This is a genomic window from Pseudomonas sp. PVC-5-1 (assembly GCF_057444345.1).
The window spans coordinates 1,137,822-1,153,174 of the sequence record NZ_CM172024.1 but is presented as its reverse complement, the minus strand read 5'-3'; the positions used below and the strand labels follow the sequence as shown (position 1 = coordinate 1,153,174).

The following is a 15,353-nucleotide window of genomic DNA, read 5'->3' as shown; positions in this document are numbered from 1 at the left end:
CGCAGCCCCAATCGGATCAGAACTCGACCTTGACCGCCTGCGAAGCACGGGTCGCCTTGGCTCGCGCCGCTTCGACCGATTCGTCACGCGCCAGGCATACGCCCATGCGGCGGGTACCGTTGATTTCCGGCTTGCCGAACAGGCGAATGGCAGTATCCGGCTCGCTCAGCGCCGCACCCAGGTTGGCAAAGCTGGTCTGCTGCGACTGCCCCTCGGGCAAGATCACCGCCGAAGCCGAAGGGCCGAACTGGCGCACTACCGGAATCGGCAGGCCAAGAATGGCACGGGCATGCAGGGCAAACTGCGACAGGTCCTGGGAAATCAGGGTCACCAGGCCGGTGTCATGCGGGCGTGGCGAGACTTCGCTGAACCACACCTGGTCGCCCTTCACGAACAGTTCCACGCCAAACAGGCCACGACCGCCCAGGGCATCGGTGACCGCCTTGGCCACCCGCTGCGACTCGGCCAGCGCCTTCGGGCTCATGGCCTGCGGCTGCCACGATTCCTGGTAGTCACCCTTCTCCTGGCGGTGGCCGACTGGCTCGAGGAAGGTGGTGCCACCGACGTGGCGCACGGTCAGCAGGGTGATTTCGTATTCGAAGTCGATGAAGCCCTCGACGATGACCCGGCCTTTGCCGGCGCGGCCGCCTTCCTGGGCGTAGGCCCACGACTTCTGCAGGTCGGCATCGCTGCGCAGCAGGCTCTGGCCCTTGCCCGACGAGCTCATCACCGGCTTGACCACGCACGGGTAGCCGACATCGGCCACGGCCTTGGCGTAGTCTTCATAGGTGTCGGCGAAGTGGTACGGCGAGGTCGGCAGGTCCAGCTCTTCGGCGGCCAGGCGGCGGATGCCTTCACGGTTCATGGTGAGCTGGGTGGCGCGGGCGGTCGGCACCACGTTGAAACCTTCGTTTTCCAGCTCGACCAAGGTGGCGGTGGCGATGGCTTCGATTTCAGGGACGATGTAGTGCGGCTTCTCGGCCTCGATCACCGCGCGCAGGGCCACGCCATCGAGCATGTTGACCACGTGGCTGCGGTGCGCCACCTGCATCGCCGGGGCATTGGCGTAGCGGTCGACGGCGATCACTTCGACGCCCAGGCGCTGCAGCTCGATCACCACTTCCTTGCCCAGCTCGCCACAGCCGCAGAGCAGTACACGGGTCGCAGTGGGCGACAAGGGGGTTCCGATACGGGTCATTTCAGGTCCTCGAAGGCGTCCGGGGCCGCACCAGGCTTGGCGCCGCCCGCTGAAAAAGGACCGCTATTCTACACCATCAACCCGCCACGGCGGCCCGCCGGGCGCGAAATGCCATGGCCAGCCACACGGCGGTGACACCGGCGAATTTCGAGGCCATGGCGGTGCCGATCACGGCTGGGGTCAGGGCACCGATCATGCCGAAGAAGATGAAGGTGTCGACCGGGATGCTCAGCGCCGAGCTCAGCCACAGGCGGTCGCGCAGCGGTCGGCGGGTGATGCTGAACACCAGCCAGTCGATAAGTTCGGAAATGAAGAAGGCGGTGGCGCTGGCCAGGGCTATGGCCGGTTCCGAGGTGACGTAGGACAGCACCAGCGCCGCCAGCATGGCGACCAGGGCGCCATGGCCGAAGCGGGTTTGCACCATGTCGCGCAGGATGAACACCAGGCCGCCCCAGGCGGACCAGATGATGTCCAGGTGCGGCGCGCTGGAGAAGGCGTAGTTGATCAGCACTACGCTGCTGATGTAGGCAATCAGATAGAACATGGCGGGTAGTCTGTGGGCAAGCGGCACAGATTACCGCTGGCTTCATCGGCAGGCAACGGTACAAGGTCGGCGATGAAGCCGACAAGGTATTTAGCCTCCGATAATCAGGCCGGCAGCTACTGCCCTTTCATGGCACAGCTTCAGCACCGCCCGGCGCTCGTCGTTGTCCATCCGCCCCCAGCGGCCGATCTCGGCCACGGTTCGCTGGCAACCTGTGCAGATATCCTGCTCGTCCAACGCACAGATACTCACGCACGGCGAGGCTACCGGGCGCTCCACTACATCACTCATCATCAACCACCAACTCCCGTGCATAACGCTGGGCATTGTGCACGTAATGCGCGGCACTGGCTTCGAGCATGCGTTTCTGCTGTTCGGTCAGCTCGCGCACCACCTTGCCCGGCGACCCCATCACCAGCGAACCGTCGGGGATCTCCTTGCCTTCTGCAATCAGCGCATTGGCGCCAATGATGCAATGCTTGCCGATACGCGCGCCATTGAGGATGACCGCGTTGATACCAACCAGGCTGTAGTCGCCCACCGTGCAACCATGCAGCATGGCGTTGTGGCCAACGGTCACGCCCTTGCCCAGGGTCAGCGGCGAGCCCATGTCAGTGTGCATCACCGTGCCATCCTGCACGTTGCTGCCTTCGCCAATGTCGATCAGCTCGTTGTCCCCGCGCAGCACCGCGCCAAACCACACGCTGGCATCGGCCTGCAAGCGCACCTTGCCGATCAGCGTGGCGTTGGGTGCGGCCCAACTGGTGGGGTGGCTCTCGACCCGCAGGTCGCCCAGGCGGTATTTCATGCTTGCTCCTCAGGCTGCAACGCAGACGACGGGGTTGGCCCCGCTCAGTTTTCGATGTAACGCTCCGGGGGCTGGTGCAGGCTGATGCCGGCATCGAACAGCAGGTTGACCAGTTCGACGATCATGATCGCCGACAACCCCCAGATCTTGTATTCACCATAGCGATAGCTGGGCACATACCAGCTGCGCCCCTGGTAATCGATACGATGGGTATGGTCGCGCGGGTCCTGGCGGAAGAATTCCAGCGGCACGGTGAATACTGCCGCGATCTCGGCATCATTGGCACGGTATTCGACGAAATCGGGGATGAGCCCGACGAATGGCGTCACTTTCAGGCCGTGCAGCGAAATCAGCGGGCTGAGCGGGCCGATCACTTCCACCAGGCCTGGTGGCAGGCCAATTTCTTCTTCGGCTTCACGTAGCGCGGTGAACACCAGGTCCGGGTCTTCCGGGTCGCGGCGGCCACCGGGAAAAGCCACTTCGCCGCCGTGGGTGGACAGGCCCTTGGCGCGCAGGGTCAGGACCAGCTCGGGCGCTTCGCTGCGGGTAATGGGCAAGAGGACCGCCGCTTCGGGGAACCGCCGGTCGGTTTCCAGTGATGCGGGTTGGTGGTTGCTCATTCGGCGAAGTAGCTCGTCCAGCATTGCGCACGCTCATATCCAAGGCCTGCCTTGCATGATGCACCAAAGGCGCGAAGCACCCAAGCCCCGTGCGCTTGCGACGGCACGGCCGGCGCGCCAAGATAGCCCGGAGCAAAAGGAACGACACATGAAATTCTGCAGCGCGTGCGGCCAGCCGGTCACTCAGCGGATCCCCGAGGGCGACAGCCGCCTGCGGTATGTCTGCGAGGTTTGCCAGACCATCCACTACCAGAACCCCAACATCGTCGCCGGCGTGTTGCCGACCTGGGGCAGCCAGGTGCTGCTGTGCCGGCGCGCGATCGAGCCACGCCGCGGCTTCTGGACCCTGCCCGCCGGTTTCATGGAAAACGGCGAAACCCTGGACCAGGCCGCCCGTCGCGAAACCGTCGAGGAGGCCTGCGCCCGGGTCGGCAGCATGAGCCTGTACCAGCTGTTCGACCTGCCACACATCAACCAGGTGCACGTGTTCTTCCGCGCCGAGCTTGCGGACCTTGATTTCGCTGTCGGTGTCGAAAGCCTGGAGGTGCGGCTGTTCGAGGAACATGAGATTCCGTGGGGCGAGCTGGCTTTCCGCACCGTCACTCGCACACTAGAATGCTACTATCGCGATCGCATCAGGCAGCACTACCCCATAGGCCATGAATACCTGCCGCCGATGAACGTCTCGCCCACCACCTAGAAGCCTTCAGGGATACCGTTACATGCGCTGGTTGCTTGCCCTTTTCTGCCTTTGCGTTACCTCGGTGTCCCAGGCGGCCTTCACCGAGACCATCATCCGCAAGCCCCAGCCGGCAGTGCAAACCCCGTCGCCTTCGCAGCAGGCCATGCAACCGCTGATCGACAAGGTGCTGGTGATCAAGTCCGAGCGCCGTCTGCAACTGATCAGCCGTGGCGAACCGCTGAAGACCTACCGCATCTCGCTGGGCAAGCAGCCAAAAGGCGCCAAGGAGCGCGAAGGCGACAAGAAAACCCCCGAGGGCCTTTACTGGCTGGACTGGCGCAAGCAAAGCGACCGTTTCAACCTGGCCATACACATCAACTACCCGAACATCAACGACGCGGCCCGTGCCACTCGTGAAGGGGTGAGTGCCGGCAGCATGATCATGATCCATGGCACGCCGATCAACGACGAGTATCCGGAGTGGTACTTCCATACCCTGGACTGGACAGATGGGTGTATTGCCATGCGTAACCGCGACATGCAGGAAGTGTGGGACCTGGTGCGGGATGGCACGTTGATCGAAATTCGGCCCTGATAGCGGGCCTTTCAACTGATGCTGTAGGAAGCTTCCCACCATCAGGCAAGAACGCGCCCTACAAGCGCTTAGGCCGGGTACTGCATCCAGGCGAACCCCTTAATTTTTAGCATCCACGCAGACGAGTACGAAATCCGTACATCATTTGCGGGGTGCTTCAATGCCGTTCCACATTCATCGCGCCACCTGCTGGGCGCTCACCTGCTGCCTGTCAGGTTTGCTGGCCGCACCACAGGCGTTGGCCGACGACCCGGCCAGCCAGCAACTGCGCGATCAGCAGCGCGGGCTGCGACAGCTGGAACAGCAACAGCGCCTGGAACGCTGGCAGCGCCAGCCCGCCCCTGCCGAAAGCCACGACGCCACCGCCCCCCTCCCCCACGACCAGCGCTGCTGGGCCATCACCGGCGTACGCGTGGCCGGCAACCGCGAGCTTTCCGACTCGGCGCTAACGCCAACCCTCCGCAGGTTCATTACCCCGTGCATGGGTATCGCGGAAATCAACGGGCTGCTGAAAGCCATCACCCAGCGCTATGTGCAAGCCGGATACCCGACCAGCCGGCCCTACCTGCAGCAACCTCCACAAGACGGCGCACCGCTGAACCTGGTCATCGTCGAGGGGTTCGTCGAGTCCATCGAAATGGCCGGCCCCGAGTTGCCCCTGTCCCTCCCCGGCGCCTTTCCCGGCCTGCTCGGGCAGCCACTGTTCCTGCCAGCCCTGGAGCAAGGCCTCGACCAGCTCAACCGGCTGCGCGCGTATGACCTGTCCGCAGAGTTGCTGCCCGGCGAAATGCAGGGCGGCACCCGGGTTGTCGTGCAGCCGCGCAAGGTGGCCTCGCGCGGGCACCTGGACAGCCGCTTCGACAACCGCGGCAGCGACCTGACCGGGCGTCATCGCCTGAACCTCGGCTTCGGCCTGGACAGCCCGCTGGGCCTCAATGATGACCTGCGCCTGTCACTGAACGGCACGGTGCTCGATGCGCCCGGGCAAAGCCAAGGCATCTCGCTGTACTACAGCATCCCCTACGGCGCCTGGACCTTCGCGCTCAGCGCCAGCGAGCTGCGCTACGAGGCGCCGCTCCCCCACAGCCGCCAGGTAGCCGACGGCAGCAGCAGCTACCAGGGCCTGAGCGTCGAGCGGGTGCTGTGGCGCAACCAGCAAGGCATGCTCAGCGCCAGCGCCCGGCTGGACCGCAAGCAGATGGTCAACCGCAGCGCGGGCGCGGTGATCGTCCAGCAGAGCCCCACCCTGGTCTCCTTGGAAGCGGGTATCAACCTGCTGTGGCTCCAGGGCGGCCTGTGGAATGGCTACCTCGGTGTCGCCCAGGGTATCGACGCCTTCGGCGCCGACCGTTCACCGCTGGGAGCGGAACGCCTGCGCCCGGATTTTCGCAAGTACCGCGCCAACCTGCTGCACCTGCGCCAGGGCCCGGCCAGCCACCCATGGCGCTGGCAGAGTGAGCTGAGTCTGCAATACAGCAGTGACCCACTACCCGCCGTCGAGCAGTTGCTGGTCAGCGACGATTCGGCCGTGCGCGGGTTTCGCCTGCGTACCTACTCAGGTGCCAGCAGCGCCGCCTGGCGCAACACCGTCAGTCAGCCGCTGCCGGAGCGCTGGACGGCTCCCCTGCAGGTACGCCCCTACATCGGCCTGGACCTGGGCTGGACCCGCACTGCCGAAGGCAAGCCTTCACAACGCCTCGCCGGGGCCACTGCCGGTGCCGAACTGAGCCTGCCCGGCAGCCACCTGCGCCTGGGCTACCAACGGGCACTGTACGCCAGCGACCTGCCCCGCCCGCTGCTGGAACCCGGCTTCTGGGTAGTGGAACTGGCCCTGACCATCTGAATCACCCACAACAAAGAGAACGAGAACATGCAAACACTCTCGCAGTCACCGTATTCCCGCCCGGATATCTTGCGCTGGGCCATCTTCCTCGGCCTGCTCGGGCCCGGCGCCGCACTGGCCCAGGGCGGCCTGGCAGCAACCAGCGGCCCCGGCGGTACACCGGTCATCAACGACGGCCACGGCGTCCCGGTCATCGATATTGTCGCGCCAAACGCCAACGGGCTGTCACACAACCAGTTCCTCGACTACAACGTCGACCGTTCAGGATTGGTGCTGAACAATGCCACCCAGGCCGGGCAGTCGGAACTGGCCGGTGCCCTGGCGGCCAACCCGCAATTCCAGGGCCAGGCCGCCTCGACCATCCTCAACGAGGTGGTCAGCCGCAACGCCTCGCTGATCGAAGGGCCGCAGGAAATCTTCGGCCGCCCGGCCGACTACATACTGGCCAACCCCAATGGCATTACCCTCAACGGCGGCAGTTTCATCAACACCACACGCGCCGGCTTCGTGGTGGGTACCCCCGAGCTCGAGGGCCAGCAACTGAAGTACCTCGACACGCTCAACGCCAGCGGTACCCTGCAAGTGCTCGAGGGCGGCCAGCGAAACCCCAACGGCGCCCTCGAGCTGATTGCCCCGCGCGTGGACAGCAAAGGGCTGCTGATGGCGCGCAACTCCATCGATATCACAGTGGGTCGCAACCGTATCGACAGCAGCAGCGGCGAAATTGTCGAGCACCTGCCCGGCACCCCTTCCAGCATCGATGCCAGCCTGTTCGGTGCCATGCGCGCCGGGCGCATTCGCGTGGTGAGCACCGCAGAAGGTGCTGGTGTGCGTGTGGGGGCATCGCAGCTGCTTGGCATCGACGGGGTCGACATCCAGTCGGCCGGCGCCCTGCAGGTCAGCGGCAAGGCCGACAGCCCCGTCGAACTGCACAGCGAACAGGGCGATCTGCGGCTGACCGCTGCCGATGACCTGACACTCGAAACCGTCGATGGGCAGGCTCGGCGAATCGAGGCCAAGGCGGGCAAGAAGCTCACGCTGGATGCCACAACCCGCGAGAACATCGAGCGCGACAGCGACAGCTGGAACAAGAAGTTCCTGTTCGTCACCCGCGAAACCTACAACCGCGAAACTACCACCACCCAGCAGCAGCAACAGGGCAGCCGCTTGCAAGGCAAGGACAGCGTGCTGCTGCAATCCGCTGACGACATGCGCCTGGTGGCTGCCAAGGTGGATGCTGGCAATGAGCTGACCCTCGACAGCGGCGCCAACCTGGCCATCGCTGCCGGCATCGACAGCCAACACACCGAAGAGCAGGTTCGCCACCGCAAGGACTTGTGGCGCGGTGACAGTGATACCGACCAGTACAAGGAAACCGCACAAGGCAGTGCGCTCCAGGCCCAGCGCATGACGCTCAAGGCCAAGAATACTGTCGATGTGAAGGGGAGCAGCCTGCACAGCCGCGGCGACATGGCGATCGAAGCCAAGGAGGCAAACATCGCTACCACCGCCCTGCAGCAGCGCGGTACCCGGCGCGACTATCGCGGCGACCTGGTATCCGGCACCTTCTTTGGCGACCGCAAGGGTAACGACAGCGAAGGCCAGGCCGTTGCCGGCAGCAGTGTCACGGCGGATGGCAAGCTTACCGTGACAGCTGACCAGGTAGCCATCAAGGGCAGTACCGTGTTCGGCAAGGAGGACTCGGTGCTCTACAGCACAAAAGGTGCACTGGCCATCGAAGCCGACCATGGTCGAACCACCTCTACCGACCGTACCAGCGACAGCAAGCTGTTCGGCCTGATTGGCAGCGACCGCGAGAACACCGAGCGTACGCAACAGGTGCTTACCAGCGACGTCAGCTCGGCCACCAATTTGCGCCTGGCCAGCGCCGAGGAAATGCGCATCCAGGGCGCCAAGGTCGTAGCGGGCGAGCACCTGCAGGTAGAGGCCAAGGGCGACCTGCTGATTACCAGCGCGCAAGCGGTTGACGAGCGCGAAACCCGTAACCAGCAACGTGGGTTCACTGCCAGCGCCAAGCAGACCCAGGAGGCCGAGGATGGCAAGCCCGAGTCCCGCCAGTATTCGGCCGGCATTGCCTATGACGTCGCCACCACCAGCAGCAGGCAGCGCACCACCAGCCAGGTCGCCAGTGAGCTCGAGGGCGCCTCGGTGAGCCTTGGCAGCAGGGCCCACCTGCAAGTCAACGGTTCCACGGTGAAAGCCGCCGCAGGCGACCTCGATGTGCAGGCCCAAAAGGTGACCCTGGGGGCAACCCGCAATGACCACGACACCACCACCAGCACCACCCAGAGTGGCGGCGGCTTGACGGTGACCGGCGGCATCGACCGGCTGGGCAGCTTGTTCGAAGGCCATCACAACCGCCAGGTGCAGACTGAACGCGACAGCAAGGCGCAACGCAGCACATTGCAGGCCAGCGGCGACCTGAAGCTCAAAGGCGATGAACTGGTCACCGAGGCCGCACGCGTCAAGGCTGGCAACACCCTGCAGGTAACGGCCAAACGCATCGACAACCGCGCGGTGCAGGATATCGAGGAACGTGAACAAAGCCGTGACGACTGGTCGGGCAGCCTCGGCGCCAGTGTCGAGTATCGCGACCTTACCCGCCCCATCGAACGCCTGGTGCAGGGCGAAGAAGCCGCACGCTTCCAGCAAGCCTCCCCCGAAGACGCCATGGCGCCACCCAGCGTTGGCGCCGACATGACCGTGGAGCACATCAAGCGCCTGGAAAACCAGCGCCGCGGCTTTGCCCAGGTGAGCGAGTTGTCCGGGGCCAAGGTCGAAGTCAAGGCCGACAACATCACCGACCAGGGCACCGCCTGGCGCGCCAACGACGGCAAGCTGCAGATCGGGGCCCGACAACACCAGATGCAGGCGGCCGAGAACACCCAGGAAAATACCGTGCAACGCCTGGCCTACGGCGGCGATGTTCGCCTGGACACCAGCACCGGCGAAGACCTCAATGTACGCGCTGCCGGCAAAGGCGGCTCGCTGGACAAAAAGGACAGCGCCAGCAGCGCCGTACCCGGCAGCCTGTATGGGCAACAGGGCATCCAGGTGCAACTGGGCAGCTCAGGGCATTATGAAGGGACGCGCATCGATGGCGGTGAAGGCAGCGTGGTCATGAGCAGTGCCGGTTCGCTGACATTGCCCCAGGCAACCGACCAGGTCGAACAGCAGTCACGCCAGCTCGACGGCAATGCCTGGGCCAAGGTCGGCAACCGCCCGGGCAGCACCGGCGTCGATGGCCGGGGCTACCTCGACCACGGCCAGAACCAGAGCACACAGAGCAAGGCCCAGGTGGCGCAGATCGACGCCAAGGGCCAGGTACAGCTGAGCAGTGGCGGCGACCTGTTGCTCGAAGGCACCCGCATTGGCAGCCGTGAGGCCAAGACTGGCGACATACAACTGCAAAGCGTCGGCCGGCTACAGGTCAAGGCAGCCAGCGATACCCAGAACGCTACCGGCGCCAAGTTGGGCGGCGGCGTGGAGCTGGCGGTCAAGGCTGGCGACACCAAGGGCGGTGCCATCGGAGGCCACTTCAGCCACGGCAAGCAGGATGAAGAGGCACGCCAGGCGGTGAATGCCCTGTTCGCAAGCAACGGCACAGTGACCCTGGGCAGCAGCGCCCGCGAGAATGTCGCCCTGCACCTTGAGGGCCTGCAGGCTTCGGCCGAACAAATAACCCTCGACGCATCGAATGGGGGCATGCTGGTGGAAGCGTCATCCAGCCAGGAGCGACGTGACAACCTCGACATCACCGCCGGTGCCGGCTTCGACATGGCCAAGGGCGCGCTCGATACTCGCGGCCTGCATGGCCGCGTCAAAGTGGAGCTCGACAAGCGCGACAACCTCACCTGGAATGCCAGCGACCTGCGCGCCGAGCGCATCGACTTGCAAAGCCGCGGCGATACCCGCCTCGAAGGCGCCACCGTGGAGGCTGGGCATATCAAGGGAATGATCGATGGCGACCTGCGTATCGCCAGCCGCAAGGACAGCGTCGATACCCTGAGCGTGAAAGGTGATGCCCGCCTGAGCCAGGAGAAAAACCCGCGGGGGTACGTCAACGCGGCCACTTCGGTGGCAGGGCCGCTGGGGAGCAAGGTGAATGAAAAAGCTGGCTCCGCCCTGAGCAAGGCAGACCCGGGGCTCTCGCCCACTTTCAGCCTCGACGTGTCGCACGCGCAGCGCGACAGCGTAGGCCAGCAGGCCACTCTCAAAGGTAGCGACGGCATCGACCTGCAGGTTGGTGGCAACGCTCACCTGGTGGGGGCACGCTTGCAGTCGGCCAAAGGCGATGTGGTACTCGACGCCAACTCGGTTAGCCGGGAAACACTGAGCGGTAACGACTATCGCCGGGATGTATCGATCGATGCGTCCAACTCGCCAGTGGACCTGGGCACCGCGGTGGCTGAAATGGCCAAGGGCAAGGGTGCGGCGGATGGGGAGAATGCACTGGATCTGGGGTTGTTGAGGACCAGTGGGCACAATCGCAGTGAGCAGTGGGCTTCGAGTGTGCAGGGCAAGAAAAACTGAAGCAGGCGCCGCGCCGGAGGGCACGGGCTTCGTGCCCTCTTTTAGTATTTGGGCCAGACAGTTGATTGGTTGTAGGAGCGGCCTTGTGTCGCGAAAGGGCTGCAAAGCAGCCCCCGGTTTCAGCGCATATGCACAAATTGCTGGGGCTGCTTTGCAGCCCTTTCGCGACACAAGGCCGCTCCTACACACGCCGAGCCAGCTTGCCGGCGATAACACCTGTCTACCAGCGCAAATCCCGCTGCCCTGCCAGCGCCTGCGGCCCAAGCCACTGCACGCCACGCAGCAAAGGCGTCAGCGCCGCTTCTGGCTGCAACTCCACCACCACTTGCGCCCGTCGCGCTGGCAGGTCAGCATCCACGGCCAACAGATGGTGCCCCGGCTGCGCCAACTGCCCGCGCAGGTGCCAGCCGCTGCGGCAGTCCATTTCCAGCCAGCCCTGCCCCAGGCCCAGTGACCAGGGCTCGCTCAAGGCAAGGTCGGTTACCGCGATGCGGCCTTCGCTGGCACGGCATTGCCGCCCTGCTCCCTGCACCCGCAACGCGCCTTGCCACTGGCCGGCCAAGCGGAAATCCGTCGTCACCGTCGTCTGGGCACCCATGGCCGTCGCCCCCAACCGCCAGCGCCATGGCCAGCCTTCGACGCGCAACTGCCAGGCCTGGCCCTGAAAGCCCAGCTGTGCATCCGCCTGCAAGCGCCAAGGCTGCACCGCCCAACGCAATGGCCCGACCGGCCCCAGTTGCTGCGCCTGGCCTTGCCACAGGCTACCGCTGACCTCACGCGCAGGCAGGCCTATCCCGCGCACCACCCAGCTGGCCGGCAGTTCCACCAGCAATGTCACGGTGAATACCAACAGCACCCACGCCACACTTCTTCGGCTCATGGCCGCACCACTAGGTCGAAGCGCAATCTCTTTTCATGCTGTTCCAGCCCCCACTGCAATGGCTGTACGCCTTCTGCACGCAGGGTCTGCAACCAGCCTTGCAGCACTCGCTCGTCGGCCACCTGCCCACGCAGTTGCCAGGTCTTGCCCTGCGCATCGACCTCGGCCAGTTCGATCTGCCGCGCCTGGGCCGACTGGCGTAGCCGCTCCAGGCTCAACCCCGGGCCGCCTTGAAGGCTGGCGGCCTGTTCGGCCAGCCCGCGCCACTGGCTGAGCTCGCGCCATTGCGCAAGGCCTGCGCGCAGGGCCAGGAAGGCCAACAACAGGGCAATCAGTGCCCAGGCGAACTTCAAACGATGACGCTGTATCCAGTCCCGGTTCATGAGGCTGCTCCCAAGTCGAACACCACTTGGCCGTCCTGCACCTGGACAGAGGCCCCGGCGGCTGTCGCCATGTCGCTCCATGGCGGCGCACCGCCCTCGCCTTCCAGCCGCAAGTGCCAGCGCTGGCCATCGAAGCGCACCGCTTGCAGGCGCCAGCCGGGGTGGTCACGCAGCCAGGCCTGCAACGCAGCCTGCAGGTCTTCGAGCTGGCGCGTGCGCAGCTGCTGTTGCAATTCACTTTCGCGCAGGCGTTTGAGGGCCTGCGCGGCGTGCCGGGGGCTGGCCTGCTCACCGGTCACGGCGATGACCTGGCTGCGCCAGAGTTGCGCCTGGGCCCACTTCTTGTTCAACCACAGCCCGCCCCAGACGGCAGCCAATACCAGGCAGGCCGCGAGCAGCCGTTGCTGTGGCCGGGAAACCACCGGCAGCGAACGCACCTTGCGGGTACGCTCGAACAGGCCGGGCAATGAATCGAGCGGTGCCAACGTACTGGGCCAGTCGCCGCTCAGCGAAACCTTTTGCAGCTCCGCCCACGGTTGCCGTGGCACCTCGCCCAGTGCATCCGGCCAGGCCAGCCAGTGCTCCTGCCTGTCTTCGGCCAGCCCTTTGTACAAATACATGCCGGGTGTGCGCTGCCATTGCCAGGCACGTCCCGCCTCGGGCGGCGGCAGCAGCTGTAGTTCTACCCAGCAACGTGCCACCTGCAAGCCCCATTCGGCGCACTGCCCGCGCCAGTCGTCCAGTTGCTGACGGGCCACTACCAGTAACCGAAGGTGGCCTGGCTCGCGAGCCAGGCAGGCACATGTCACTTCGTCGACGGCCTGCAGCAAACGGTCTTCGAGCAACAGCGGCCATTCTTCACGCTTGAGCCCGGGCGGTGCCGGCACGCGGAAATAGCTGCAGGCCTCGGCAGGCAGGATCAACGCCACACGGGCCTGCAGGTTCGCCGGGGGCTCGCCCTGCCCATGGCGTTGCACAAGGCCGCCCTCGGCCAGCGCCCAGTGCCAGACAACGCCCGGTCGCAGCAACAGCCACGACTGGGCCGGGCTGCGCCGCCGCCATTCAAACTTCATGAGCGCCCCCACGGGAGGGCGAAAGTGCAGACATAGGGTGCTCCGTCACGCTGCAGTTCCAGACGCACGCCACGGCCGGGGTGCGCAGGTTGGTCGGAAGGCCAGGCCAGCCAGCGGCCGCCCTGGTAATAAAGAACATTCATGGCGCTGACCCGGTCGAGCCGCTCGCGCTGGACCCAGCGTGGGGCGGCGGCGGCATAGAGATCGGCCGAGCTTTCCAGCAGCAGGCGCTGCTCACGCGCCTCGAAGCGCAGGCGCTGGCGCTGCAGGCGCGAGCCGCCTTCGGCTTCCGGCATGCCGGTAATGGCGACCCAGAGCAACTGGTTGCTTGCCGGTTGCCAGTCCAGCCAGCGGCTGGCCAAGGGCAGGCGCTGGTCGTAGACACGGCGCATTACCGGGCTGTCGAAGCGACGCTCCAGGGCCAGGCAGAAATCCAGCACCGAGGTTTCCTGATTGGTGACCTGCAGGCGTTCGCGAACCTTGAGCCAGCCGTTGACCAGGGCGGCGAGCATGATGCCGAGTACGGCGGTAAGTGCCAGGGCGACCATCAGCTCGATCAGGGTAAGGCCGGCCTGGCGGTGCTTGCGGGGCTGGGTCCGGGGCTGACGGGTATGCGCCCTCTCTGTGGGAGCGGGCGCGCCCGCGAACACCGGCGAAGCCGGTGCCATCCACCGAGTCGCCTGCTTCGCGGGCATGCCCGCTCCCACAGGGACCGCGCAGGCTTCACGGTCTCTGTAACTCATGGCTGCTCCAGGGGCAGGCATCTGCGCGGGGTGGAACCGGGCCTCTGTGGGAGCGGGCGCGCCCGCGAACACCGGCGCAGCCGGTGCCATGCACCGCGGTGCCTGCTTCGCGGGTAAACCTGCTCCTACAGGGACCGCGCAGGCTTCACGGTCTCTGTAACTCATGGCCGCTCCAGGGGCAGGCATCTGCGCGGGGTGGAACCGGGCCTCTGTGGGAGCGGGCGCGCCCGCGAACACCGGCGAAGCCGGTGCCATCCACCGCGGTGCCTGCTTCGCGGGTAAACCCGCTCCTACAGGGACCGCGCAGGCTTCACGGTTTCTGTAACTCATGGCCGCTCCAGGGGCAGGCATCTGCGCGGGGTGGAACCGGGCCTCTGTGGGAGCGGGCGCGCCCGCGAACACCGGCGAAGCCGGTGCCATCCACCGAGTCGCCTGCTTCGCGGGCATGCCCGCTCCCACAGGGACCGCGCAGGCTTCACGGTCTCTGTAACTCATGGCTGCTCCAGGGGCAGGCATCTGCGCGGGGTGGAACCGGGCCTCTGTGGGAGCGGGCGCGCCCGCGAACACCGGCGCAGCCGGTGCCATGCACCGCGGTGCCTGCTTCGCGGGTAAACCTGCTCCTACAGGGACCGCGCAGGCTTCACGGTCTCTGTAACTCATGGCCGCTCCAGGGGCAGGCATCTGCGCGGGGTGGAACCGGGCCTCTGTGGGAGCGGGCGCGCCCGCGAACACCGGCGAAGCCGGTGCCATCCACCGCGGTGCCTGCTTCGCGGGTAAACCCGCTCCTACAGGGACCGCGCAGGCTTCACGGTTTCTGTAACTCATGGCCGCTCCAGGGGCAGGCATCTGCGCGGGGTGGAACCGGGCCTCTGTGGGAGCGGGCGCGCCCGCGAACACCGGCGAAGCCGGTGCCATGCACCGCGGTGCCTGCTTCGCGGGTAAACCCGCTCCTACAGGGACCGCGCAGGCTTCACGGTCTCTGTAACTCATGGCCGCTCCAGGGGCAGGCATCTGCGCGGGGTGGAACCGGGCCTCTGTGGGAGCGGGCGCGCCCGCGAACACCGGCGCAGCCGGTGCCATGCACCGCGGTGCCTGCTTCGCGGGTAAACCCGCTCCTACAGGGACCGCGCAGGCTTCACGGTTTCTGGAACTCATGGCCGCTCCAGGGGCAGGCATCTGCGCGGGGTGGAACCGGGCCTCTGTGGGAGCGGGCGCGCCCGCGAACACCGGCGCAGCCGGTGCCATGCACCGCGGTGCCTGCTTCGCGGGTAAACCCGCTCCTACAGGGACCGCGCAGGCTTCACGGTCTCTGTAACTCATGGCCGCTCCAGGGGCAGGCATCTGCGCGGGGTGGAACCGGGCCTCTGTGGGAGCGGGCGCGCCCGCGAACACCGGCGAAGCCGGTGCCATCCACCGCGGTGCCTGCTTCG

Annotated in this window: 13 protein-coding genes; 4 read left to right on the top strand and 9 right to left on the bottom strand. The window is 65.8% G+C overall.

Translation table 11 applies throughout. The annotated features are described in order from the left end of the window. Nucleotides 1–16 precede the first annotated feature (16 nt). From purT to AC2T3R_RS05270, 5 genes are all read right to left on the bottom strand, one after another. A complete protein-coding gene (gene purT, locus AC2T3R_RS05290) occupies nt 17–1,198 on the bottom strand; it encodes a formate-dependent phosphoribosylglycinamide formyltransferase (protein ID WP_013971185.1) in 1,182 nt (393 codons plus the stop codon). A 76-nt stretch (nt 1,199–1,274) separates the two neighbouring features. Next, nucleotides 1,275–1,742, bottom strand: coding sequence for a 7-cyano-7-deazaguanine/7-aminomethyl-7-deazaguanine transporter (locus AC2T3R_RS05285; protein ID WP_003252131.1), 468 nt, complete (start codon nt 1,740–1,742; stop codon nt 1,275–1,277). A 90-nt stretch (nt 1,743–1,832) separates the two neighbouring features. Further along, a complete protein-coding gene (locus AC2T3R_RS05280; RefSeq protein ID WP_410951310.1) occupies nt 1,833–2,036 on the bottom strand; it encodes a DUF1289 domain-containing protein in 204 nt (67 codons plus the stop codon). Next, a complete protein-coding gene (locus AC2T3R_RS05275) occupies nt 2,026–2,550 on the bottom strand; it encodes a gamma carbonic anhydrase family protein (protein ID WP_015269134.1) in 525 nt (174 codons plus the stop codon). Before AC2T3R_RS05275 ends, AC2T3R_RS05280 begins: the two co-directional genes overlap by 11 nt. 44 nt (nt 2,551–2,594) lie before the next feature. Further along, complete coding sequence (locus tag AC2T3R_RS05270; RefSeq protein ID WP_003252125.1) at nt 2,595–3,194, bottom strand: CoA pyrophosphatase; 600 nt, start codon at nt 3,192–3,194, stop codon at nt 2,595–2,597. Between the two features lie 124 nt (nt 3,195–3,318). Between AC2T3R_RS05270 and AC2T3R_RS05265 the strand changes: the two genes are divergently transcribed. The 4 genes from AC2T3R_RS05265 to AC2T3R_RS05250 all read left to right on the top strand — a co-directional run bounded on the left by AC2T3R_RS05265 (nt 3,319) and on the right by AC2T3R_RS05250 (nt 10,844). After that, nucleotides 3,319–3,870 (top strand): NUDIX hydrolase, encoded by a 552-nt coding sequence (locus AC2T3R_RS05265; protein ID WP_061303194.1) that lies wholly within the window; start codon nt 3,319–3,321, stop codon nt 3,868–3,870. A 22-nt stretch (nt 3,871–3,892) separates the two neighbouring features. Then, on the top strand, nt 3,893–4,447 hold the full coding sequence (locus tag AC2T3R_RS05260) for a L,D-transpeptidase family protein (RefSeq protein ID WP_013971179.1): 555 nt from the start codon (nt 3,893–3,895) through the stop codon (nt 4,445–4,447). Nucleotides 4,448–4,607: 160 nt separating this feature from the next. Further along, nucleotides 4,608–6,290 (top strand): ShlB/FhaC/HecB family hemolysin secretion/activation protein, encoded by a 1,683-nt coding sequence (locus AC2T3R_RS05255; RefSeq protein ID WP_486744743.1) that lies wholly within the window; start codon nt 4,608–4,610, stop codon nt 6,288–6,290. A gap of 27 nt (nt 6,291–6,317) precedes the next feature. Beyond that, on the top strand, nt 6,318–10,844 hold the full coding sequence (locus AC2T3R_RS05250) for a hemagglutinin repeat-containing protein (RefSeq protein WP_486744742.1): 4,527 nt from the start codon (nt 6,318–6,320) through the stop codon (nt 10,842–10,844). A 220-nt stretch (nt 10,845–11,064) separates the two neighbouring features. Here the strand turns inward: AC2T3R_RS05250 and AC2T3R_RS05245 are convergent, their stop codons facing one another. The 4 genes from AC2T3R_RS05245 to AC2T3R_RS05230 are packed head-to-tail and all read right to left on the bottom strand — an operon-like array spanning nt 11,065 to nt 13,848. Next, entirely contained in the window at nt 11,065–11,724 is a 660-nt protein-coding gene (locus tag AC2T3R_RS05245; protein ID WP_486744741.1) for a hypothetical protein, read from the bottom strand. Continuing rightward, entirely contained in the window at nt 11,721–12,107 is a 387-nt protein-coding gene (gspM, locus tag AC2T3R_RS05240; protein WP_085720732.1) for a type II secretion system protein GspM, read from the bottom strand. Before gspM ends, AC2T3R_RS05245 begins: the two co-directional genes overlap by 4 nt. Beyond that, a complete protein-coding gene (gene gspL, locus AC2T3R_RS05235; RefSeq protein ID WP_486744740.1) occupies nt 12,104–13,180 on the bottom strand; it encodes a type II secretion system protein GspL in 1,077 nt (358 codons plus the stop codon). Before gspL ends, gspM begins: the two co-directional genes overlap by 4 nt. Further along, nucleotides 13,177–13,848, bottom strand: a complete 672-nt coding sequence (locus AC2T3R_RS05230) for a prepilin-type N-terminal cleavage/methylation domain-containing protein (RefSeq protein ID WP_486744739.1) — start codon at nt 13,846–13,848, stop codon at nt 13,177–13,179. Before AC2T3R_RS05230 ends, gspL begins: the two co-directional genes overlap by 4 nt. Nucleotides 13,849–15,353: the final 1,505 nt, after the last annotated feature.